This is a genomic window from Cobetia sp. PDI-23MA, from assembly GCF_059507735.1.
On the sequence record NZ_CM183352.1, the window covers coordinates 3,591,585 to 3,612,955 of the forward strand.

The following is a 21,371-nucleotide window of genomic DNA, read 5'->3' on the forward strand; positions in this document are numbered from 1 at the left end:
AGCGACCGACGGTGCGAAAACCGGCGACGGAACAGGGACAGCGCCGCCGGTGGTCGTGACGAAGGCCGCACCGGCTCAAGCGGGTGCGGCATCGTACGGCCTTAGAAGGTCTGGCCCAGCGAGAACTGGAAGATCTCGGTGTCATCGTCGTCATCGTCACCGATCGGCTGGGCGACACTGAAGGTCAGCGGGCCCACCGGCGTGATCCACGACAGGCCGATACCGGCACTGTAATTCAGATCTCCAAGGTCCACGCCACTTTCACAACTGCTGGAGTAGTCGGACTCGACATCGTAGCAGGAGGTCAGATAGGTATTGCCGGCATCGACGAAGAACGACGGCTGAACGCTGCGCTTGTCCTTGATGAAGGGCATCGGGAAGATCAGGTCGACCCCACCTTCGATCAGAATATTGCCGCCCAGGGTATCGTCATCACCGTCATCGACCTCGGTGGATGCCTGCCCCAGGGTATTGGAGCTATAGCCCCGCACGCTGCCCAGGCCACCGGCATAGAAGTTCTTGAAGAACGGATAAGTATCGCCGGAGAACGAGTTGGCGTAGCCCAGTTCTGTCCGGAACTTGAGTGACCAATCATCATGCAGTTCGAACAGCTTCTGCCCCTTGTAGCGGAACTTGTAGTAATCCGCATCAGAGCCCGGCACCGCCACTTCCAGCGACAGCAGCTGAGAGCTGCCCGCCGTGGGCAGAATGCCACGGTTGAGGTTGTTGCGTGACCAGCTGGCCGTCAGCTTGTAGAGGTTGAAGTCTTCGCCTTCATCCTCGATGAACTGCGTGACCTCCGCCGGGCTGTCGTCGAAGTCCTTGACGCGCACGAACTCGTAACCGCCGCCGAAGTTCAAGCGCGACAGTTCGTTGATCGGATAACCGAAGTTGATGCCTCCGCCGAAGCTGTCGGTCGCGTAGCTGGCGACGTCATCATCATCGTCGTAATCGACCTTGCGGTAGAACAGATTGTAGCCGCGCGAGATGCCATCCAGCGTCCAGTACGGGTCGGTGTAGCCGAAGCTGACGTTGGTATAGTCATCCGACTTCTGGGCATTGATGTTGACTTCGTTGCCGGTGCCCAGGAAGTTCTTCTGCGACAGGCCCACCCCGTAGATGACACCGTCACCCTGGGAGAAACCGATCGACGCCGAGATGGAACCTGACGGCTGCTCCTCGACGTTGTAGTTGACGTCCAGCTGGTCCGGCTCGCCGGCGACAGGGCGCGTGTCGACATCGACCTGCTTGAAGAAGCCGAGGCGCTCAAGCTTCTGCTTGGACTGCTTGATCTTGTCGGTGGAGGCCGGTGCGCCTTCCAGCTGGGTCATCTCACGACGCAGCACTTCGTCTGCGGTAGTGGTGTTGCCCTTGAAGTTGATGCGACGCACGTAGGCACGCTTGCCGGGGTCGACCGCGAAGGTCAGATCGACGGTGTCGCTCTCCTCGTTGACCTCCGGCACCGCATTGACCTTGGCGAAGGCGAAGCCATCGGCACCCAGTGCCTGGCGCAGCGCCTCGCTGGAAGCGGTCACATCACGCTGGGAATAGAGAGCATCCGGGGCGAGCTTGACCAGATCGCGGGCGCGCTCTTCCTTCATCTTCAGGTCACCGGCAAAGCCGATATTGCCGATCTTGTACGGCTTGCCTTCATCGACGTTGATGGTGACGAAGATCTCGGACTTGTCCGGCGAGATGGACACCTGGGTCGAGCGCACCTGGAAGTTGACGTAACCGCGATCGAGATACCAGGACTTGAGGGTCTCGATATCGCCGGTCAGCTTCTCACGCGAATATTCATCATCCGAGAACCAGCCGAAGAACCAGCTCGGCTTGTCTTCCAGCTCCAGCTGTTCGCGCAGAGTCTCGTCATCGAAGGCATCGTTGCCGACGATGTTGATCTGATGAATCTTGGCGATCGCGCCTTCCTTGACGTCGATATTGACCTGCACGCGATTGCGCTCGAGTTCCTCGACGGAGGTTTCGATACGCGCGCTGTAACGGCCCTGAGCCTGGTAGACACGCTCGAGCTCACGCTGCATTTCTTCCAGCGTGGAGCGCTGCAGCACCTGACCCTCGGCCAGCCCTGCTTCCTTGAGGCCCTTGCGCAGGTCTTCGTCGGGAATCTGCGAGTTGCCCTCAATCTCGATCTTGGAGATCGTCGGACGCTCGACCACATCGATGATCAGGACATCGCCATCGCGCTTGAGGCGGATGTCGTCGAACAGGCCCGTATCGAACAGCTTACGCGCAGCCGACGACAGTTCCTCTTCTTCCACATTCTGATCCGCGGAGACGGGGAAGGCATTGAAGACGGTGCCCGCAGACACGCGCTGGAGACCCTCTACCCGAATGTCCGAAATTTTAAAAGATGCGGCCAAGGCGCCCTGACTGGCCCCGAGCAGCGCAGCTGCCAATCCAATGGTCTTGAGTTTCATGCAGTCGCTTCGCTTCTCTGGATTCCGCCCGCTTGGGTGAACAGGCACCTTATACACAACCCCCTGCAACTGACAAGACAGCGGCGAGTGAGGATCGGCAATCGGGGCCGAAGTCGTGTGGGCATGATGACGGGAGTTGATCGCATTGACCAGCCCGTGCAATGAATTGACCCCCATGGGCATCGACAGTTCAGATTCGGTTCATCCTGCGGGAGCCATCGAGTGCTGATGGCTCCCCGAATCTGTCACCAAAGACGCATGAGATCGAAGTAGATGGCCATCAGCATGAGGGAACCGACCAGCGCCATGCCGATCTTCAGCCCTGCATTCTGGACCTCTTGCGAAAGTGGTTTGCCGCGCACGGCTTCCACCAGATAGAACAGCAGGTGACCGCCATCCAGCACCGGAATCGGCAGCAGGTTCAGGACACCCAGACTGATGGAGAGATAGGCCATGAAGCCGAGGAAGGCCTCGAGGCCGGAGCGCGCCGTGTCGCCGGCGATACGCGCGATGGTGATCGGGCCTGACAGATTGGACGGCGCGATCAGGCCAACCAGCATCTTGCGGATCGAATCCAGCGTCAGCACCGTCATTTCGCCGGTCTTGCCGACGGCCTGCCCGACGGCCGCCAGTGGCCCGAAGCTGAGCTCGCGCTGATACTGCTCGGGCCAGCTGACATTCTGGACGCCGGCACCGACCTGCCCCACGACACGCCCGTCATCGAGCGAATTGCTGGTGGGGGTCAGTGCCAGTGTCTCTTCCTTGCCATCTCGTGCCACCAGTACCGACAGTGTCTCGCCCGGCGCACCACGCACGCGCTCGACGAAATCGATCCAGTCGACCACCAGGGTGCCATTGATGCTGACGATGCGGTCACCGGCCTGCAGACCTGCCGCCTGGGCGGCACCACCGTCCAGCACACGCCCCAGCACCGCTGGCAGCTGAGGGCGCCAGGCCGTGATGCCCAGCGTCACCAGCGGACGCGGCGGATCCTGATCGACCAGAAAGCGTGTCACATCGAGGGACTGCTCACGCGTGGTGCTGGCGCCCTCGGCACGCGTGGTAAGCGTCAGGCTGTCATCGCCGATCGCACCAATCAAGCGCAGGTTGACCTCATCCCATGAGGGAGTGGCTTCACCATTGATGGCGACGATCTCGGTCTTCGGCGCAAGGCCGGCGCGACCAGCCGGCGAGTCCGGCGCCACGGCACCGACCATCGGCACCACCGTGGTGGTACCGGCGACGAACAGCGCCCAGTAGGCGACGATGGCAAGCAGGAAGTTGGCCAGCGGGCCCGCCGAGACCACGGCGATACGCTTCCACACCGACTTGGTGTTGAAGGCCAGATGACGCTCGGCCGGATCGACCGGCCCTTCGCGCTCATCCAGCATCTTGACGTAGCCACCCAGCGGAATGGCGGCGACCCCGTACTCGGTGCCGTGGCGATCGGTCCACGACCAGAAAGGTTTGCCGAAGCCGATGGAGAAGCGCAGCACCTTGATGCCGCAACGACGCGCGACCCAGAAATGACCGTACTCATGGATGGTGATCAACACCCCCAACACGACGATCACGGCAAGAATATTCTGGATCACACCCATCACGCGCTCCTGGAGGTTGGTGCCCGAGATGGGCAGCCTGTCTTGCCACGCTCACCAAGAAAGTGACAAGACAGTGCAAGATAGGATTTCAGGGCCCGGCAAGGGCCAACTCGGCAGCGGCCAGCTCACGCGCCGCCGCGTCTTCGGCGAGAATCACCTCAAGGCCATCCACCGCCAGTGGCGGACGCGCCTGCATCACGGCCTGCACCACTGCCGGAATTCGATCGAAGGCCAGGCGCCCCTCGAGGAAGGCGGCCACGGCCACCTCGTTGGCAGCATTCATCACCGCAGGCCAGGTGCCGCCCGCCGCGATGGCCTCACGGGCCAGGCGCAGACACGGGAAGCGTGTCTCGTCGGCGGCACGGAAATCGAGGCGCGCGACCTGAAACAGGTCCAGCGGCTCGACGCCGGCATCGATACGCTCCGGCCACGCCAGCGCATAGGCGATCGGCGTGCGCATGTCCGGATTGCCCATCTGGGCCAGTACCGAGCCATCACTGTAGGCCGCCATCGAGTGAATCACGCTCTGAGGATGCACGACCACCTGAATGTCGTCCGGCCCGCAGGCGAACAGCCAGCAGGCCTCGATCAGCTCCAGCCCCTTGTTCATCAGGGTGGCGCTGTCGACGGAAATCTTGCGCCCCATCGACCAGTTGGGATGCGCGCAGGCCTCGTCCGGTGTCACCGTCGCCAGTCGCTCGACGGGCCACTCGGCGTCATCGCGGAACGGGCCACCGGAGGCGGTCAGCAACAGCTTCTCGACACCGATCGGCGCCAGGCCATCACGATGCCGAGCCGGCAGGCACTGGAAGATGGCGTTGTGCTCGGAATCGATCGGCAGCAGGGTCGCCCCGTGCTGTTTCACCGCATCCATGAACAGCTGCCCGGCACACACCAGCGCTTCCTTGTTGGCCAGCAGCACGCGCTTGCCGGCCCGCACCGCCGCCAGTGTCGGCAACAGGCCAGCCGCACCGACGATGGCAGCCATCACGCTATCGACTTCAGGCGCCTCACTGATGTCGACCAGCGCCTGCTCACCGTGGCGCACCTCGATGGGCGTGCCCTGATAGCTCTCGACGCCCCTGAGGGCCTCACTGAGCCATGCAGCCGCCTCGCACGAGGCGATCACCGCCACCTGCGGGCGATGCGTCAGACACAGCTCCAGCAGCGCCTCGTGGCGCGTGGCAGCGCTGAGCGCATGCACCCGATAGCGCTCGGGATGGCGCGCGATCACATCCAGGGTACTGGACCCGATGGAGCCGGTCGCGCCGAGGATGGTGATGCGCTGCAACTCAGGTGCATCAGAAGGAGTCTCGTGATTCACGTTCACATTCGTGCTCACGCACCACCTCCCAGCACCCACGGCAACAGCAGGGCAAACAGCGGCACCGCCGCGGTCAGGCTGTCGATGCGATCCATCACGCCACCATGACCGGGCAGCAGATGGCTTGAGTCCTTCATCTGACGCTGGCGCTTGAACATGCTCTCGAGCAGGTCACCCAGCACCGAGACGGCTGTCACGCCCAGCGTGACCAGCAGCAGCGGCAGCCAGTCGGCCAGCCCCGCCAGCGCATAGCCGGTCGCCAGCAGGCCGGTGGCCACCAGACCACCGTAGACGCCCTCCCAGGACTTGCCCGGGCTGACGCGCGGCGCCAGCTTGCGCTTGCCGAAACGCTTGCCGGAGAAGTAGGCACCGATATCCGCCGCCCACACCATCAGCAGCACATACAGCAGCCACTCACCGCCACTGGCCTTGAGCTGCACGAAACCGAACCAGGTCGGCAGCAGCGCCAGCACGCCGACCCCCAATCGCACGCCGGTCGCCTGCCATTCCTGACTGGCGGCCGGATAGCGCATTACCCAGCGCAGATTGACCAGCCATGCCAGTGCCGCCAGATACAGCGGCCAACGCGCAAGAGCGCCATCGAACTGCCAGACCAGCAGCATCAGCACGCTGAGCACCAGCGGAAACAGCAGGCGCGCCATGCCGGCACGCACGCCAGACAGGTTGGACCACTCCCAGGCGGCCAGCGCGACGACAGCGCCGGTGAAGGTGGCAAAGGCAGCGCCGTCGAGGCCGAACAGCCCCCACAGCGCCAGCGGCGCGAGAATGAGCGCGGTGATGATTCGTTGTCTGAGCACTAGAGCCCCTCGGCGTCGAGTTGTTCGCTGGTCATGCCATAACGACGCTGACGCAGGGCGTAGGCGCTGAGCGCTTCATCGAAGGCTGCCGCATCGAAATCAGGCCACAGCACGGGCGAGAAATAGAACTCGGCATAGGCCAGCTGCCAGATCAGGAAGTTGGAGATACGCTGCTCACCGCTGGTGCGGATACACAGATCCACCTCCGGCAGATCGCTCAGGCACACTTCCGCCCCGAGACGTGACTCGTCGATGTCCGCAGCCTTGAGCTCGCCGCGCTCGACCTGCTCCGCCAGACGGCGAGCGGCCTCGGCGATATCCCAACGGCCGCCATAGTTGGCGCAGATCACCACATGCATGCCGCGATTGCCGCGCGTCATGTCTTCGGCGCTCTGGATATGCTTTTGAATCGAATCGGAAAAACGGCTGCGCTCGCCGATGATCGAGAGCCGGATATCGTGGCGATGAAGCTTCTTGACCTCGCGCTTGAGCGCCAGCAGAAACAGCTCCATCAGCGCACTGACTTCATTGGCCGGGCGCTTCCAGTTCTCACTGGAGAAGGCAAACAGGGTCAGCACTTCCACGCCCTGCTCGGCAGCGCGACGGATGGTACTGCGGACGGTTTCGGCACCGGCGCGATGGCCGCGTATGCCAGCCCAGCCGCGGGACTTCGCCCAGCGGTTGTTGCCGTCCATGATGATCGCCACATGGCGTGGCGTGGAGGGGGAATTCGGTGACGTCATGGGGTCTCGCTACGAGCACCGGATGCCGCCGGCAAGCGCCGGCGGCAGACCCGATCAGACCTGCATCAGGTCAGTTTCCTTGTGCTCCAGAGCACTGTCGACTTCCGCCACATACTTGTCGGTCAGCTTCTGGATCTCGTCTTCTCCGCGACGTGCATCGTCTTCAGAGATGTCCTTGTCCTTGAGCAGGCTCTTGATGTCGCCATTGGCGTCACGACGCACATTGCGGAGCGCCACGCGGGCGTTTTCCGCTTCTGCACGCGCCTGCTTGGTATAACCGCGACGCGTCTCTTCCGTCAGCATCGGCATCGGCACGCGAATCACGTCACCGGCGGTGGACGGGTTGAGACCCAGGTCAGAAGTCATGATGGCCTTCTCGACCTTCGGCACCATGGGCTTTTCCCACGGCACGACAGTCAGGGTACGCGCATCTTCGGCGCTGATGTTGGCCACCTGATTCAGCGGCACCGGGCTGCCGTAGTAATCGACCGTCACGGCATCCAGGATACTGGGATGCGCACGACCCGTACGGATCTTGCCGAAGGCGGCACCGAGGGACTCGATGGTCTTCTTCATGCGTGATTCGGCGTCTTTCTTGATGTCGTTGATCACAATCTTACCCTCTATCAATCAGCGTGCCTTCCTTGCCACCCACCACCAGGTTGAGCAGCGCGCCTGCCTTGTTCATGTTGAACACCCGCACCGGCATGTCATGGTCACGCACCAGGCAGATGGCGGTCAAATCCATCACGCCAAGCTTCTGCTCCAGGGCGTCGTCATAGCTGAGGCTGTCGTACTTCACGGCATCCGGGAACTTGACCGGGTCCTTGTCGTAGACACCATCTACCTTGGTCGCCTTGATGACGGCATCCGCGTCGATCTCGATACCGCGCAGACAGGCAGCGGAATCGGTAGTGAAGAACGGGTTGCCGGTACCGGCGGAGAAGATGACCACATCGCCAGACGTCAGATAGCGAATGGCGGTACGGCGGTCGTAATGTTCTACCACGCCACTCATCGGGATGGCAGACATCACGCGAGAACGGATATTGGAGCGCTCCAGTGCATCACGCAGTGCCAGACCGTTCATGACGGTTGCCAGCATGCCCATGTGATCACCGGTCACGCGCTCCATGCCGGCTTCCTGCAGGGCTGCGCCACGGAACAGGTTGCCGCCACCGATCACGATACCGACCTGGACACCGATGCCCACCAGCTGACCGATTTCCAGCGCCATGCGATCCAGCACCTTGGGGTCGATGCCGAAATCGCCATCGCCCATCAGGGCCTCACCGGAAAGCTTGAGCAGTATGCGCTTGTACTTGGCATTGCGTTCAGCGGAAATGGTGGCCATGCGAATTTCTCCTGATACTGACATACGGGGACGGGGCGGCCCGAAGGCGGGGGCCAGATACACGATGGCGTGCGCCTAAGCGCACGCCATCGTGAGAAGCGAAAACAGTCAGCCCTTACGCGCGGCTGGCCTGCTCACGGACTTCAGCTGCGAAGTCCACTTCTTCCTTCTCGATACCTTCACCGACTTCCATGCGCACGAAGGACACCACCTCACCGCCGGCAGCCTTGACGAACTCGGCGACGGTCTGGTTCGGGTCCTTGACGAACGGCTGTTCGGTCAGGCTGTTCTCGGCCAGATACTTCTTCAGACGCCCCTGGGACATCTTCTCGGCGATTTCCGCCGGCTTGCCTGCCATGTCCGGCTGAGCAAGGATGATGGCCTTCTCGGCGTCCATCTGTTCCTGCGGCATGTCTGCCGGACGTGCACAGACCGGGTTGACGGCCGCGACGTGCATGGAAACGTCCTTGGCTGCTTCGCCAGTACCGCCATTCAGCAGAGTCAGCGCAGCGATGCGGCCGCCGTGGACGTAGCCACCGACGACGCCGTCAGCCGGCGCTTCGACCAGCTCGGCACGACGAACGGAGATGTTCTCACCGATCTTCTGGACCAGCTGACCACGGGCGTCTTCCAGCTCACCTTCCATCAGGGAGGCGATGTCGGTGTTCTTGGTAGCGAACACACGATCGGCGATCAGCTGAGTGAAGGCCTTGAAATTGTCATCACGAGCGACGAAGTCGGTCTCGGAGTTGACTTCGACCATCACGCCGTAGCTGGCGTCGTCGGCGACCTTGATGACGATGGCGCCTTCAGCGGCCACGCGGCCAGCTTTCTTGGCGGCCTTCAGGCCGGAGTTCTTGCGCAGGTTCTCGATCGCAAGCTCGATGTCGCCACCGGCTTCGGTAAGAGCCTTCTTGCATTCCATCATGCCGAGCGCAGTACGCTCACGCAGTTCCTTGACCATAGATGCGCTGATAGCTGCCATGGGATGAAACCTCTGTCGTGTCGACGTCTTTGAATACGGGAATTCGGTCACGACCGCGGAACGGTCGCAAATGAGGGGGCCTTGGCCCCCTCATTGCCTGACCTGACTGCCACCTGGCTAGGCCATGCCGCACTCAGTGTAGCGCAGCGTTTGTGACAGTCAGATCAAGCCGCCAGGATCACTCTGCTGCGTCTTCTTCAGACGCAGTTTCGACGAACTCACCGGCCAGCTCTTCTTCCTTGTTCTTGCCACAGGCGCCTGCAATTGCCTGGACATAGATCTGGATGGCACGGATGGAGTCATCGTTACCCGGGATGACGTAGTCCACGCCGTCCGGGTTGGAGTTGGTATCGACGACGCCGATGACCGGGATGCCCAGCTTGTTGGCTTCGTTGATCGCGATGCGCTCGTGGTCAACGTCGATCACGAACATTGCGTCCGGCAGGCCGCCCATGTCCTTGATACCGCCGATGGAACGCTCGAGCTTTTCCTGCTCACGAGTGGCCATCAGGACTTCTTTCTTGGTCAGCTTCGCGAAGGTACCGTCTTCATGCATCTGCTCGATTTCGCGCAGGCGCTTGATGGACTGACGGATGGTCTTGAAGTTGGTCAGCATGCCGCCCAACCAGCGATGGTTGACGTACGGCTGGCCAGCCTTGCGAGCTTCTTCCTTGATGATCTTGCCGGCAGCGCGCTTGGTGCCCACGAACATGATCTTGTTGCCATTGGCAGCCATCTTCTCGACCACTGACACGGCTTCGTTCAGCGCCGGCAGGGTGTGCTCGAGGTTGATGATGTGGATCTTGTTGCGAGCGCCGAAGATGAACTTGGACATCTTCGGGTTCCAGTACTTGGTCTGGTGACCGAAGTGTGCGCCTGCCTTGAGCAGATCGCGCATGTTGACTTGCGCCATGTGAATATCTCCTGGATATCGGGTTGGGCCTCCACGTCCCCCATGGATCCGACCGCTTGCGCGGCACCCGGGACCATGTGACGGAACGTGTGTGGATTGGGGTTATGTACGTCAGTCCTTCAATCTCGCCTCGGCCAGGCGCCCGGAGGTGGCCGATCGAGGAGAATTTGCAGGAAAGCGCGCGGCTTTATACCATAGCTCGACCACGATATGAAGTCGCCACTGCCCGACGCGGCACGCGATGTACCGCGCCATCCCCCCGTCACGCGCGGCCTGGCGGCATTTCATCCCTCTTATCTCCTGCCTCGAGTCCTCATGAACATTCCCATCAAGACAGCTGAAGAAATCGACAAGATGCGCGTCGCCGGCCGTCTGGCGGCTGAAGTGCTGGAGCTGCTCGACGAGCACGTCCGTCCCGGCATCACCACGGGCGAGCTCAACCGCATCGCGCACCACCACATCACCGAAGTTCAGGGCTGCATTCCGGCACCGCTCAACTACCACGGCTTCCCGAAATCGATCTGCACCTCGATCAATCACGTGGTCTGTCACGGCATTCCCGATGACAACAAGAAGCTCAAGAAGGGTGACATCCTCAACATCGACATCACCGTGATCAAGGATGGCTATCACGGCGACACCTCGAAGATGTACTTCGTCGGCGAACCGAGCATCCAGGCCGAGCGTCTGTGCCGCATCACCCAGGAATGCCTCTATAAAGGCATCGAGCTGGTACGTCCGGGCGTACGCCTGTCAGAAATCGGTCGCGCGATCCAGAAGCATGCCGAAGCGGCAGGCTACAGTGTCGTGCGTGACTTCTGCGGCCACGGCATCGGCGCCGGCTTCCATGAAGACCCGCAGGTGCTGCACTATGACGGCTACGAAGCCCGTGCTGACGCCGAGCTTCTGGAAGGCATGTGCCTGACCATCGAGCCGATGGTCAATGTCGGCGGCTACAAGGTGAAGGTCCTCAAGGACGACTGGACGGCTGTCACCAAGGACAAGAGCCTCTCGGCCCAGTGGGAGCACACTCTGCTGGTCACCGCCACCGGCGTTGAGGTGCTGACACGTCGCACGGAAGAGGACCTCTCCTTCCTCGAGGGTTGATCAAGATGCTCCTGCACCACTATCACTTCGTCGAGCGTGAAGCGCTCTACGATGCCGTCACCCTGGACGGCGAGCTGGCCACGACGAAGACCCCCATCCCGCTGTTCAAGCGGGCTCTGGCACAGGTACAGGAGCGTCTCGAGGCTCGCTTCAAGGCGGGCGCCGACATCCGCGACCTCATCCATGGTCGTGCCCGCGCCATCGATCGCCTGCTGGCCATCGCCTGGCAACGTCAGGCCTGGCCGGATGACGGCATCGCCCTGCTCGCCGTGGGCGGCTACGGCCGTGGCGAGCTGCACCCGCATTCCGACATCGACCTGCTGCTGTTGCTGGAGCAGGACGACGACACGCCCTATCGTGAGGCGCTATCCGACTTCATCACCTTCCTGTGGGACATCGGTCTCGAGATCGGCCAGTCCGTGCGCTCGCTGAGTGATTGCGAACGTGAGGCACGCGCCGATGTCACCGTGATCACCAACCTGCTGGAATCCCGCGTCATCGCCGGCCCGCAGCGACTGCGCGAGGCCATGCGCGAACGCCTGGCCACCGACCGCCTGTGGCCGGCCGAAGCCTTCTTCGAGGCCAAGTGGCAGGAGCAGATCGCGCGTCACCACAAGTTCGCCAACACCGAATACCACCTCGAACCCAACATCAAGTCGTCGCCGGGCGGCCTGCGTGACATCCAGATGATCGGCTGGGTCGCCAAGCGCCACTTCGGGGTCGAGCGCTACGACAACCTGGTCGCACTGGGCTTCATGAATGATGCCGAACTGCGCATTCTCAGCCAGGGCCAGGCCTTCCTGTGGCAGGTGCGCTTCGCGCTGCACATGCTGGCCGGGCGTGCCGAGGACCGGTTGCTGTTCGACCACCAGCGCACCATCGCCGAGCTGTTCGGCTTCCGCGACACGCCCGAGCATCTGGCGGTCGAGCAGTTCATGAAGCGCTACTACCGCCATGTCACCGCCCTGGCGGGCCTCAATGACATGCTGCTGCAGCACTTCGACGAGGCCATCCTGCGCCATGACGAACCGGTCAACATCGTACCGCTCAATCCACGCTTCGAGATCCGCAGCGGCTACATCAGCCTGCGCGAGGAAGGCGTGTTCCGCCGCCGCCCCGCCGCGCTGCTGGAGCTGTTCCTGCTGATGGCGCAGCATCCGGAGATCGAGGGCGTGCGCGCCGACACCATCCGCGCGCTGCGTGATCATCGCCACCAGATCGACGACGCCTTCCGCGATGACGTGCGCCACCAGAGTCTGTTCATGGAGCTGATGCGCTGTGGCGGCAACGTGCCCCGCGTACTCAAGCGCATGGCGCGCTACGGCATCCTCGGCAAGTACCTGCCGGCCTTCGGGCGTGCCGTGGGACTGATGCAGCACGACCTCTTCCACGTCTACACCGTCGATGCGCACACCCTGCGCCTGCTCAAGGTCGCCCAGGAATTCCGCGCCCCCGATGCCGAGGAGGAATTCCCGGTCGCCGCGACCCTGATCCGCGAACTGCCCAAGCTGGAGCTGCTGTGGATCGCCGGGCTCTATCACGACATCGGCAAGGGCCGGGGCGGTGACCACTCCGAGATCGGCGCCGTCGAGGTCGAGGACTTCGCGCGCCGCCATGACCTCAGCCCGCGCGACACCCGTACGCTGAGCTGGCTGGTGCGCCACCACCTGCTGATGTCGATGACCGCCCAGAAGCAGGACATCGCCGACCCCGAGATCATCACCCGCTTCGCCGAGATCGTCGGCGACGAGACGCACCTCGATTATCTCTACGTGCTGACGGTGGCCGACATCAACGCCACCAACCCGTCGCTGTGGAACGGCTGGCGTGCGGCATTGCTGCGCCAGCTGCACATGGAGACGCGCCGGGCGCTGCGCCGTGGCCTCGAGCACCCGCCGGAGCGCCACGAGTGGATCACCGAGACCCGTGAGGAGGCACTGTCCCTGCTGGCCGGCATGGGCACCGCCCGCACTGACGCCGAGGCGCTGTGGGCCAGCCTCGGCGACGACTACTTCGTACGCTACGCGCCCAGCGAGGTGGCCTGGCACACCCAGGGCATCCTGGCGCGCCAGGCGGCACCGCAGCTCGACGAGCATGGCGAGCCGCTGCCGCTGGTACTGACCAGCGCGCCCACCGAGGAGATGACCGAAGGCGGCACCAAGGTCTTCATCCATACCCGCTCGGTGGACAACCTGTTCGCGGCCACCGCCGCGGCGCTGGAACAGCTGGGGCTCTCGATCCACGATGCGCGCATCGCCACCTCCAGCCACAACTGGACGCTCAACACCTTCATCCTGCTCGACGATGAAGGTGAGCCGATCCGCGATGCCGCACGCCTGGCCGATATCCGCACCCATCTGGTCGAAGAGCTGGATGACCCGGATGACTACTCGGTGATCGTCAATCGTCACACGCCGCGCCAGCTCAAGCATTTCCGCATCGCGCCGCGCATCACGCTGAGCCAGGACTACACCAACGGCCGCAGCGTACTGGAAGTGATCGCCTCGGACCGCCCGGGCCTGCTGGCGCGCATCGGCCGCGTGTTCATGGAGCACGAGATCGCCATCGACGCCGCCAAGATCGCCACCCTCGGCGAGCGCGTCGAGGATATCTTCTTCATCACCGACCGCGCCGGCGAGCCCATCACCGACCCCGAGCGCCAGACACGCCTGCGTGACGCCCTCACCGAAGTCCTCGAGGTCGGCGAGCGCGGCTGAGACACGTGACGGCACATGACGGCACGTGACGAGAGTACAGAGGGAAAGCGCCGGCCGGCACCCCGCGATTGAGGGGACCGGCCGGCTTCCCTATAATCGCGAGTCGACCTGCATGGCAGTCCAGTGACTCGCGGACGCCTTCCTTCCTGCTCGGCCGGCAGCCTGACTGCCACGGCCATCACCCATGGAACGTGCATGAACCCGGATCTCGACCAGCTCAAGCCCTACCCGTTTGAAACCCTGGCCAAGCTGCGCGAGGGCGTCGTGCCCAACCCCGCCCTGGACCCGATTGCACTGACCATCGGCGAGCCGCGTCATGCGCCGCCCGAATTCGTGCTCGACACCCTGCGCGAGCACATCATGGGCGTGGCCAAATACCCCGCCACCGGCGGGCTGCCGGAATTGCGCCAGGCGATTGCCGACTGGCTCGAAAAGCGCTTCTCGCTCAACGCCACGCCGGATATCGACCAGCAGGTCCTGCCGGTCACCGGCACCCGCGAAGCACTGTTCGCCTTCATCCAGGCCTCGCTGGACAGCACGCGTCCGGCGCGCGTGCTGGTGCCGAATCCCTTCTATCAGATCTACGAAGGCGCGACGCTACTGGCCGGCGGCGATGTCACCTACCTGCCCTGCCCCGCCGAGAATGGCTTCCGCCCTGATTACGCGGCAGTGCCGGCGGACGTGTGGCGCGACACCCAGATCGTCTTCATCTGCTCGCCGGGCAATCCCACCGGTGCCGTGACACCGCTGGCCGATTTCCAGCAGCTGATTCGCCTCGCCGACGAGCATGACTTCCTGATCGCCTCCGATGAGTGCTACTCGGAGCTGTACCTCGACGAAGGCACACCGCCGCCGGGCCTGCTGCAAGCCTGTGCCGCCATGGGCCGCGATGACTATGCGCGCTGTGTGGTCTTCCACTCGCTGTCCAAGCGCTCCAACCTGCCGGGCCTGCGCTCCGGCTTCGTGGCCGGCGATGGCGAGGTGATCCGTCGCTTCCGTCACTACCGCACCTATCACGGCTGCGCGATGCCGCTGCATCACCAGTATGCCTCCATCGCTGCCTGGAATGATGAAGCCCACGTACTGGCCAATCGCGATGCCTACCGCGAGAAGTTTGCCGCCGTGACCGAAATCCTTGCGCCGGTAATGGACTTCCCGACACCGGAAGCCAGCTTCTACCTGTATCCCGCCGTGCCCGGCGGTGACGACGCCGCCTTCACCCGCGACCTGCTGCGTGAAGAGGCGGTCGGCGTGCTGCCGGCAAGCTACATGGCGCGCGAGGTGGACGGCGTGAATCCGGGTGCCGGGCGCATTCGTCTGGCGCTGGTGGCCGAACTGGAACAGACCGTCGAAGCCGCCCAGCGCCTGCGTCGCTTCGTTGAACGCCTGCGCTGAGCGCCAGGCCTGCACGGGCTGACAGCAGCCCAACACTGGATGACAGCCCCGCCCGGCGGGGTGGATTGGCTCAAGGAGACCGCCATGCACGTGCTCTACGGCATCAAGACCTGCGATACCTGCCGCAAGGCGCGCCGCGCCCTCGACGATCGGGGCGTGCCCTACCGCTGGCATGACCTGCGCGAGGATGGCCTCTCCGCCAGCCTGCTGGAATCCTGGCTGGAGCAGGCCGCCTGGAGCAGCCTGCTCAACAAGCGCAGCACCAGCTGGCGCAACCTGAGCGATGAACAACGTGACAGCCTCGATGCCAATTCGGCACGCGCATTGATGCTGGAGCACCCGACCCTGATCAAGCGTCCCATTCTCGAGCGTCATCCCGCCGACAATGAGATGGATCTGGTGATCGGCTATGACAAGGCGGTCTACGAACCGCAGGATTGAGTTACCCCTTACACCACTGGACACCCCGGAGATTGACACGATGTTGAGCCTTGCCCTCGGAATCGGCACCCAGAACACCACCGGCGACTGGCTGGAAGTCTATTATCCTGCCCCGCTGTTCAAGCCGACCGCTGCCGTTGTTGACGCCGCTCGCAAGGCACTGGACGCACCGGCTGGCACCACCGCCACCAGCTTCCTGCCGGAACACTGCGCCGCCCTGGCCAGCGCCCTGCGCGACGCCGGTGACAGCGCCCAGGCCGAACTGGCCGAGAGCCTGGCCACCAGCCAGCGCCCGCTGGTCGCCATGTTCATCGAGGAAGATGCCGCCCCGCAGAGCGTGCCGGAGGTCTACCTCAAGCTGCACCTGCTGTCTCACCGCATGGTGCGCCCGCACGGCATCGACCTGACCGGCATGTTCGGTCTGCTCAAGAATGTCGCCTGGACCAACGAAGGCGCCATCGACATCGAAGAGCTGCCGGCGCGCCGCCTCAAGGCCCGCCTGGAAGGTCGCACCCTGTCCGTGGACTGCGTCGACAAGTTCCCGAAGATGACCGACTACGTGGTGCCGACCGGCATCCGTGTCGCCGATACCGCACGTGTGCGTCTGGGTGCCTACCTGGGCGAAGGCACCACCGTGATGCACGAAGGCTTCTGCAACTTCAATGCCGGCACCGAAGGCCCGGGCATGGTCGAGGGCCGTATCGCTGCGGGCGTCTTCGTCGGCAGGGGGTCTGATCTTGGCGGCGGATGCTCCACCATGGGCACCCTGTCCGGTGGCGGCAACATCGTCATCAAGGTCGGCGAAGGCTGTCTGATCGGCGCCAATGCCGGTATCGGCATCCCGCTGGGCGATCGCTGCACCGTGGAAGCTGGCCTGTACATCACCGCTGGCACCAAGGTCATGGTCTTCGACAACGAAGGCCAGGAAGTCGAGACGATCGCAGCACGTGAGCTGGCGAATCAGGACGACCTGCTGCTGCGTCGCAACTCGATCACCGGTCGTGTCGAATGCCTCACCAACAAGAGCGCCATCGCGCTCAACGATGCCCTGCACGCTCACAACTGATACGTGTGACGGCTGCCTGTCAGCATGACGGGCAGCCGTGGCATTTCCCGGCTCGGGCAGCAGTGTCCGAGCCGGCATGAACACACTTCGTCTCTCCCCCCCCCGAATTTCGCGCTGTCGCTCCTCGCGATGACGCCTGCAGCGATGGCCCATGATGACTGATTCAAACGCACCGCTTCCTCCACGCCCCGCCGATCTGTCTCCGACGCTGGAGCTGGCCTTCGATCTCATCTCACGCCCCTCGGTCACGCCGGACGACCTGGACTGCCAGACCCTGATGATCGAACGCCTCGAGGCGCTGGGCTTCACCATCACGCGGCTGCCCTTCGGCGATGTCGACAACTTCTGGGCGGTGCGTGGACACCATGGTCCGGTGCTGGCCTTCGCCGGCCATACCGATGTCGTGCCGACGGGCCCAGAAGCCAACTGGCAGTATCCGCCGTTCTCGCCGTGCATCGACGATGCCGGCTTCCTGTGTGGCCGTGGCGCCGCCGACATGAAGGGTTCGCTGGCCGCGATGCTGACTGCCACCGAGCGCTTCGTGACCGCCAACCCGGACCACGAAGGCCGCATCGCCTTCCTGATCACCTCCGACGAGGAAGGCCCGGCGGTTCACGGCACTCGTGCGGTGGTCGAGTATCTGCGCGAGCATCATGAGCGCCTCGATTACTGCATCGTCGGCGAGCCGTCCTCCACCGACTACGCCGGGGACGTGATCAAGAATGGCCGTCGCGGCTCGCTGGGTGCAGTCATGCACATCAAGGGCATCCAGGGCCATGTGGCCTACCCGCATCTGGCGCGCAACCCGATCCACGATGCCGCCCCGGCTCTGGCTGACCTGGCCGCCGAGCATTGGGACAACGGCAATGACTTCTTCCCGGCGACCAGCTTCCAGATCTCCAACATCCGTGGCGGTACCGGCGCGACCAACGTCATCCCCGGCGAGCTGGAAGTGGTCTTCAACTTCCGCTACTCAACCGAGCTGACCGCCGATGATCTCAAGCGTCGCACCTATGAGATCCTCGAGAAGCACGGTCTGGACGTCGAGATCGAGTGGAACCTGAGTGGTGAACCCTTCCTGACGCCGGAAGGTGCGCTGGTCGATGCCGCCGTGCACGGCGTGGAACGCGCGCTGGGACGCAAACCCGTCCTGTCCACCTCAGGCGGCACCTCCGATGGTCGCTTCATCGCCACGCTCGGCACTCAGGTCGTCGAGCTGGGGCCGGTCAACGCGACCATCCACAAGATCGATGAACGCGTCATGGCCAGCGATCTGGATCGACTCTCCTGCGCCTACGAGCACATCCTGGAATACCTGTTTGTCCCCGCGACCCAAGAGACCCCGGCATGAGCGACACCCCGCACAATGACGCCGATGAGCAATATCCGGACATCGAGATCTACCTCAAGCCCTTGAGCCTGGAAGCACTGGGCGCCTGGCTGGGCGAGCAGTTCGGTCAGGTCGTCGTCTTCCAGCCGGCCGGCAAGCTGCAGCACCGTACGCGCCTCACGCGTGATGGCGCCGAGATCGCGGTGCTGGTGGTCGAGAAGGTCGCCGATGGCTTCGCCAGCCTGTGGTTCGACAGCGCCAGTACCCCCTGGGCGCGCGATGTCGACTGCGCACGCGACGCCGCCCGGGCCCTGCAGGTCGAGACGCGCTGCTCGCTGGGCAGCTGGCAGCCCGGTGATGAGCCGGACCGCTTCTTCCGCGTCATGGCTGATGGCAGCGAAGAGGCCTTCACCTGGCCGGACAAGGGCTGAGTGACCCGTCTCTTCTGGTGACAGTCCATGAAACGACAACGCCCCGCAGGCTGGCCTGCGGGGCGTTGTCGTCTTTCACTGAGCGAGTCAGCGATCAGGTGATGACTGTCACGTCATCCGCCTGCAGGCCACGCTCATTGCTGATGACGTGGTAACGCACTTTCTGACCTTCGGCCAAGGTACGGTGGCCCTTGCCACGAATGGCACGGAAGTGAACGAAGACATCTTCACCACTTTCACGGGTCACGAAACCGTAGCCCTTGTTGACGTTGAACCACTTGACCTCGCCGATCTCACGATCGTCGTCCTCGACTTCAGCCAGTACCGCAGAGCGCGGAGACAGCACCGGGATGGCAAGCGTCGCGATCAACAGCAGGATGAACACGGCCGCGACGGCAGCCGCGTACGCCAGCTCGAAGCCCTCGACGCTAAGCGCCTGGCTCAGGGTGTCGGCCAGCTGGCCGCCGGTCAGGGTGATGAAGACAGCAATCAGCAACGGTGCCGGCAGTGCCAGCAGCAGGCTGATGATGAAACAACGGAAGAACGTCTTGGAACTCATCAAGATAAACTCTCTAGGTAATGGGTGGAGGTGTAACGCGAGGGCAGAAATGAGTGCTTCGGATGATCCCTATCAGAATGTTCTGCCCTTGATCGCAATGGACAGCGCCTGACCGCACGACAGGGTTACAGCAGCTATCGTCAGTCGGGAAACTGCCTGAATGCAGCGCCTCACGGCGGTGCCCGTCACCGTCACTGATACACGCGAAGATACCTGTGCATCGCTCTGGTGACGTCGTGGCTCGTGATGCAGGTAACTCCACATCAGTCGATGGAACCGGCCCTGTCAATGACGCGCGAAGCGCAGGCAATCGAAGGCCGTCAATGGGTGCGATATACGAAAAACAAGTCAATCGCACTGTCAGCAGTCTATCACGCCTCTTCCTGATGCGTCTGAGGCAACTCAGTGACAATCCTTCAACACTTTGCGGTACTTCGACAACGATCCAGGCAACGACCGCAGCAACGATTCGGCGTGCCATCGCTCAGAAATCGTGGCATGAGTCGTCATCCAACGGCGGCCGCCTTACCCTCCTCCCCCACTGCCCACGCGGACCATTCCCTCACCCTCTGGAACCCAGATGCATGACAACCTCGACTGATCCCAACCTGGAAGCCCGACTGGAAGCACTGGAATCGCGCCTCGCGCATCAGGATGACTGGCTCGAGACCCTCGATCGCACCGTCATCGCCCAGCAGCGCCAGATAGAGACCCTCGAGCGCCTCACCGCGCTGATGGCCAGCCAGCTCCGCACCCTGCGCGAACAGCAAGGCGATGCAGACTCGACAGCACCTTTCAGTGCGCAGCCACACGACGAGCTGCCACCCCATTACTGAGCCTCAGCCCTCCCAGCCAAGTCCTGACAGGGCCTTGAACGCAGGCCGGCCCCGCAGCGAGGCTGCGGGGCCGGTCAGGCAGTGCTGAATCAGGCCTTCTCGAATCAGACTTTCTCGAATAAAACAGTGCCGAAATGGACAGGGCGACCTCAAGCGGTCAGGCCGTCCAGATAACGCTCGGCATCCAGCGCCGCCATGCAGCCGGTACCGGCAGAGGTGATCGCCTGACGGTAGACGTGGTCCATCACATCGCCACAGGCATAGACACCGGGGATGCTGGTCTGGGTGGCATTGCCTTCCAGACCGGACTGGACCTTGAGATAGCCGCCCTGCATCTCGAGCTGGCCTTCGAACAGGCTGGTATTCGGACGGTGGCCGATGGCGATGAACACGCCCATCGAGCTCAACTCCTTGGTGGCGCCGCTTTCGACATGACGCAGACGCACGCCGGTGACGCCGGAGTTGTCGCCCAGCACTTCGTCGAGGGTGTGGTGCCATTCGACCGCCATGTTGCCGTTCTCGACCTTGTCGAACAGCTTGTCCTGCAGGATCTTCTCGGCGCGCAGGCTGTCACGGCGATGCACCAACGTGACCTTGGAGGCGATGTTGGACAGGTACAGCGCTTCCTCGACAGCGGTGTTGCCACCACCGACCACCACGACTTCCTGATTGCGATAGAAGAAGCCGTCACAGGTCGCACAGGCCGAGACGCCCTGGCCCATGAACTGCTGCTCACTCGGCAGGCCCAGGTACTGCGCGCTGGCGCCGGTAGCGATGATCAGGGCGTCACAGCTGTAGCTGCCGTTGTCGCCCTTGAGCAGGAAGGGACGCTCACCGAGGGTCACTTCATTGATGTGATCGAACAGGATCTCGGTCTCGAAGCGCTCGGCGTGACGGCGCATGCGCTCCATCAGCTCCGGTCCCTGCACGCCGGCATCATCACCCGGCCAGTTGTCGACATCGGTGGTAGTGGTCAGCTGGCCACCCATCTGCATGCCGGTGATCAACAGCGGTTTGAGATTGGCACGCGCGGCATAGACGGCAGCGGTGTAACCCGCCGGGCCGGAACCGAGAATGATCAGGCGTTCGTGACGGACATTGCTCATGGATGACCTCAGTGACAGATGAAGGCGGAGAAATTCACCAGCCGCCGCAGCGACGGCTGATGATCAATGTGCTGAGCGATACGGACAGCGAGCGCGATCGGCATGGCTCAGGACACGGTGGTGATGGAACGGAGGACTGCGCAGAGTAGCGCAGACGGGCCAGGCTTTCAGCACTGCGCTCAGACCGGCATCGCAGATGCTTATGAC

At 63.2% G+C, this 21,371-nt stretch carries 19 protein-coding genes; 8 read left to right on the plus strand and 11 right to left on the minus strand.

The genetic code is table 11. The features are described from left to right. Nucleotides 1-101: 101 nt before the first annotated feature. The 9 genes from bamA to rpsB all read right to left on the minus strand — a co-directional run bounded on the left by bamA (nt 102) and on the right by rpsB (nt 10,176). The gene (gene bamA / locus AC5WNJ_RS15230; RefSeq protein ID WP_495930113.1) at nt 102-2,438 is read right to left on the minus strand and encodes an outer membrane protein assembly factor BamA; all 2,337 of its coding nucleotides are present in this window, start codon (nt 2,436-2,438) and stop codon (nt 102-104) included. A 245-nt stretch (nt 2,439-2,683) separates the two neighbouring features. Then, a complete protein-coding gene (gene rseP / locus AC5WNJ_RS15235) occupies nt 2,684-4,039 on the minus strand; it encodes a sigma E protease regulator RseP (protein WP_495930114.1) in 1,356 nt (451 codons plus the stop codon). 88 nt (nt 4,040-4,127) lie between these two features. Further along, nucleotides 4,128-5,381, minus strand: coding sequence for a 1-deoxy-D-xylulose-5-phosphate reductoisomerase (gene ispC / locus AC5WNJ_RS15240; protein ID WP_495930115.1), 1,254 nt, complete (start codon nt 5,379-5,381; stop codon nt 4,128-4,130). Next, a complete protein-coding gene (locus AC5WNJ_RS15245; protein ID WP_054556524.1) occupies nt 5,378-6,181 on the minus strand; it encodes a phosphatidate cytidylyltransferase in 804 nt (267 codons plus the stop codon). The genes ispC and AC5WNJ_RS15245 overlap by 4 nt, the downstream gene beginning before the upstream one ends. Beyond that, the gene (gene uppS, locus AC5WNJ_RS15250) at nt 6,181-6,924 is read right to left on the minus strand and encodes a polyprenyl diphosphate synthase (protein WP_176678048.1); all 744 of its coding nucleotides are present in this window, start codon (nt 6,922-6,924) and stop codon (nt 6,181-6,183) included. The genes AC5WNJ_RS15245 and uppS overlap by 1 nt, the downstream gene beginning before the upstream one ends. 54 nt (nt 6,925-6,978) lie before the next feature. Continuing rightward, a complete protein-coding gene (gene frr / locus AC5WNJ_RS15255; protein WP_176678049.1) occupies nt 6,979-7,536 on the minus strand; it encodes a ribosome recycling factor in 558 nt (185 codons plus the stop codon). Between the two features lie 4 nt (nt 7,537-7,540). Further along, entirely contained in the window at nt 7,541-8,278 is a 738-nt protein-coding gene (pyrH, locus tag AC5WNJ_RS15260) for a UMP kinase (RefSeq protein ID WP_253064173.1), read from the minus strand. Nucleotides 8,279-8,393: 115 nt separating this feature from the next. Continuing rightward, nucleotides 8,394-9,263 carry a translation elongation factor Ts gene (tsf, locus tag AC5WNJ_RS15265; protein WP_176678050.1) on the minus strand — a complete coding sequence of 290 codons (870 nt, stop codon included), beginning with the start codon at nt 9,261-9,263 and terminating at the stop codon, nt 8,394-8,396. Between the two features lie 178 nt (nt 9,264-9,441). Continuing rightward, complete coding sequence (gene rpsB, locus AC5WNJ_RS15270; RefSeq protein ID WP_175089676.1) at nt 9,442-10,176, minus strand: 30S ribosomal protein S2; 735 nt, start codon at nt 10,174-10,176, stop codon at nt 9,442-9,444. 315 nt (nt 10,177-10,491) lie between these two features. On the opposite strand from rpsB, the gene map reads away from it, so the two are divergent. The 7 genes from map (at nt 10,492) to AC5WNJ_RS15305 (ending at nt 18,663) form a co-directional block, all read left to right on the plus strand. After that, nucleotides 10,492-11,283, plus strand: coding sequence for a type I methionyl aminopeptidase (map, locus tag AC5WNJ_RS15275; RefSeq protein ID WP_176678051.1), 792 nt, complete (start codon nt 10,492-10,494; stop codon nt 11,281-11,283). Between the two features lie 5 nt (nt 11,284-11,288). Further along, complete coding sequence (locus AC5WNJ_RS15280; protein WP_176678052.1) at nt 11,289-14,000, plus strand: [protein-PII] uridylyltransferase; 2,712 nt, start codon at nt 11,289-11,291, stop codon at nt 13,998-14,000. Nucleotides 14,001-14,195: 195 nt separating this feature from the next. Then, on the plus strand, nt 14,196-15,395 hold the full coding sequence (gene dapC, locus AC5WNJ_RS15285; RefSeq protein WP_495930116.1) for a succinyldiaminopimelate transaminase: 1,200 nt from the start codon (nt 14,196-14,198) through the stop codon (nt 15,393-15,395). 39 nt (nt 15,396-15,434) lie between these two features. Further along, nucleotides 15,435-15,836 (plus strand): ArsC family reductase, encoded by a 402-nt coding sequence (locus AC5WNJ_RS15290; protein WP_495930117.1) that lies wholly within the window; start codon nt 15,435-15,437, stop codon nt 15,834-15,836. Nucleotides 15,837-15,876: 40 nt separating this feature from the next. Beyond that, entirely contained in the window at nt 15,877-16,902 is a 1,026-nt protein-coding gene (gene dapD / locus AC5WNJ_RS15295; RefSeq protein WP_495930118.1) for a 2,3,4,5-tetrahydropyridine-2,6-dicarboxylate N-succinyltransferase, read from the plus strand. A 154-nt stretch (nt 16,903-17,056) separates the two neighbouring features. Continuing rightward, nucleotides 17,057-18,253, plus strand: coding sequence for a succinyl-diaminopimelate desuccinylase (dapE, locus tag AC5WNJ_RS15300; RefSeq protein ID WP_495930119.1), 1,197 nt, complete (start codon nt 17,057-17,059; stop codon nt 18,251-18,253). Next, nucleotides 18,250-18,663: a hypothetical protein gene (locus tag AC5WNJ_RS15305; RefSeq protein ID WP_176678055.1), complete on the plus strand. Its 414-nt coding sequence runs from the start codon at nt 18,250-18,252 to the stop codon at nt 18,661-18,663. Before dapE ends, AC5WNJ_RS15305 begins: the two co-directional genes overlap by 4 nt. Before the next feature lie 94 nt (nt 18,664-18,757). On the opposite strand, the gene AC5WNJ_RS15310 is transcribed toward AC5WNJ_RS15305, so the two are convergent. Then, entirely contained in the window at nt 18,758-19,222 is a 465-nt protein-coding gene (locus tag AC5WNJ_RS15310; RefSeq protein ID WP_043333039.1) for a cold-shock protein, read from the minus strand. 584 nt (nt 19,223-19,806) lie between these two features. On the opposite strand from AC5WNJ_RS15310, the gene AC5WNJ_RS15315 reads away from it, so the two are divergent. Further along, the gene (locus AC5WNJ_RS15315) at nt 19,807-20,058 is read left to right on the plus strand and encodes a SlyX family protein (protein ID WP_176678056.1); all 252 of its coding nucleotides are present in this window, start codon (nt 19,807-19,809) and stop codon (nt 20,056-20,058) included. Between the two features lie 149 nt (nt 20,059-20,207). Here AC5WNJ_RS15315 and trxB read toward each other — a convergent pair whose 3' ends face one another. Beyond that, entirely contained in the window at nt 20,208-21,164 is a 957-nt protein-coding gene (trxB, locus tag AC5WNJ_RS15320) for a thioredoxin-disulfide reductase (RefSeq protein ID WP_495930120.1), read from the minus strand. Between the last annotated feature and the right edge of the window lie 207 nt (nt 21,165-21,371).

What these genes read in the sequence shown, in the direction of transcription:
- rseP (WP_495930114.1), bottom strand. Translation starts at nt 4,039, where the DNA reads ATGGGTGTGATCCAGAATATTCTTGCCGTGATCGTCGTGTTGGGGGTG.
- AC5WNJ_RS15290 (WP_495930117.1), top strand. Translation starts at nt 15,435, where the DNA reads ATGACAGCCCCGCCCGGCGGGGTGGATTGGCTCAAGGAGACCGCCATG.
- AC5WNJ_RS15280 (WP_176678052.1), top strand. Translation starts at nt 11,289, where the DNA reads ATGCTCCTGCACCACTATCACTTCGTCGAGCGTGAAGCGCTCTACGAT.
- dapE (WP_495930119.1), top strand. Translation starts at nt 17,057, where the DNA reads ATGACTGATTCAAACGCACCGCTTCCTCCACGCCCCGCCGATCTGTCT.
- AC5WNJ_RS15310 (WP_043333039.1), bottom strand. Translation starts at nt 19,222, where the DNA reads ATGAGTTCCAAGACGTTCTTCCGTTGTTTCATCATCAGCCTGCTGCTG.
- dapD (WP_495930118.1), top strand. Translation starts at nt 15,877, where the DNA reads ATGTTGAGCCTTGCCCTCGGAATCGGCACCCAGAACACCACCGGCGAC.
- tsf (WP_176678050.1), bottom strand. Translation starts at nt 9,263, where the DNA reads ATGGCAGCTATCAGCGCATCTATGGTCAAGGAACTGCGTGAGCGTACT.
- map (WP_176678051.1), top strand. Translation starts at nt 10,492, where the DNA reads ATGAACATTCCCATCAAGACAGCTGAAGAAATCGACAAGATGCGCGTC.
- trxB (WP_495930120.1), bottom strand. Translation starts at nt 21,164, where the DNA reads ATGAGCAATGTCCGTCACGAACGCCTGATCATTCTCGGTTCCGGCCCG.
- uppS (WP_176678048.1), bottom strand. Translation starts at nt 6,924, where the DNA reads ATGACGTCACCGAATTCCCCCTCCACGCCACGCCATGTGGCGATCATC.
- dapC (WP_495930116.1), top strand. Translation starts at nt 14,196, where the DNA reads ATGAACCCGGATCTCGACCAGCTCAAGCCCTACCCGTTTGAAACCCTG.
- rpsB (WP_175089676.1), bottom strand. Translation starts at nt 10,176, where the DNA reads ATGGCGCAAGTCAACATGCGCGATCTGCTCAAGGCAGGCGCACACTTC.
- pyrH (WP_253064173.1), bottom strand. Translation starts at nt 8,278, where the DNA reads ATGGCCACCATTTCCGCTGAACGCAATGCCAAGTACAAGCGCATACTG.
- AC5WNJ_RS15305 (WP_176678055.1), top strand. Translation starts at nt 18,250, where the DNA reads ATGAGCGACACCCCGCACAATGACGCCGATGAGCAATATCCGGACATC.
- bamA (WP_495930113.1), bottom strand. Translation starts at nt 2,438, where the DNA reads ATGAAACTCAAGACCATTGGATTGGCAGCTGCGCTGCTCGGGGCCAGT.
- AC5WNJ_RS15315 (WP_176678056.1), top strand. Translation starts at nt 19,807, where the DNA reads ATGACAACCTCGACTGATCCCAACCTGGAAGCCCGACTGGAAGCACTG.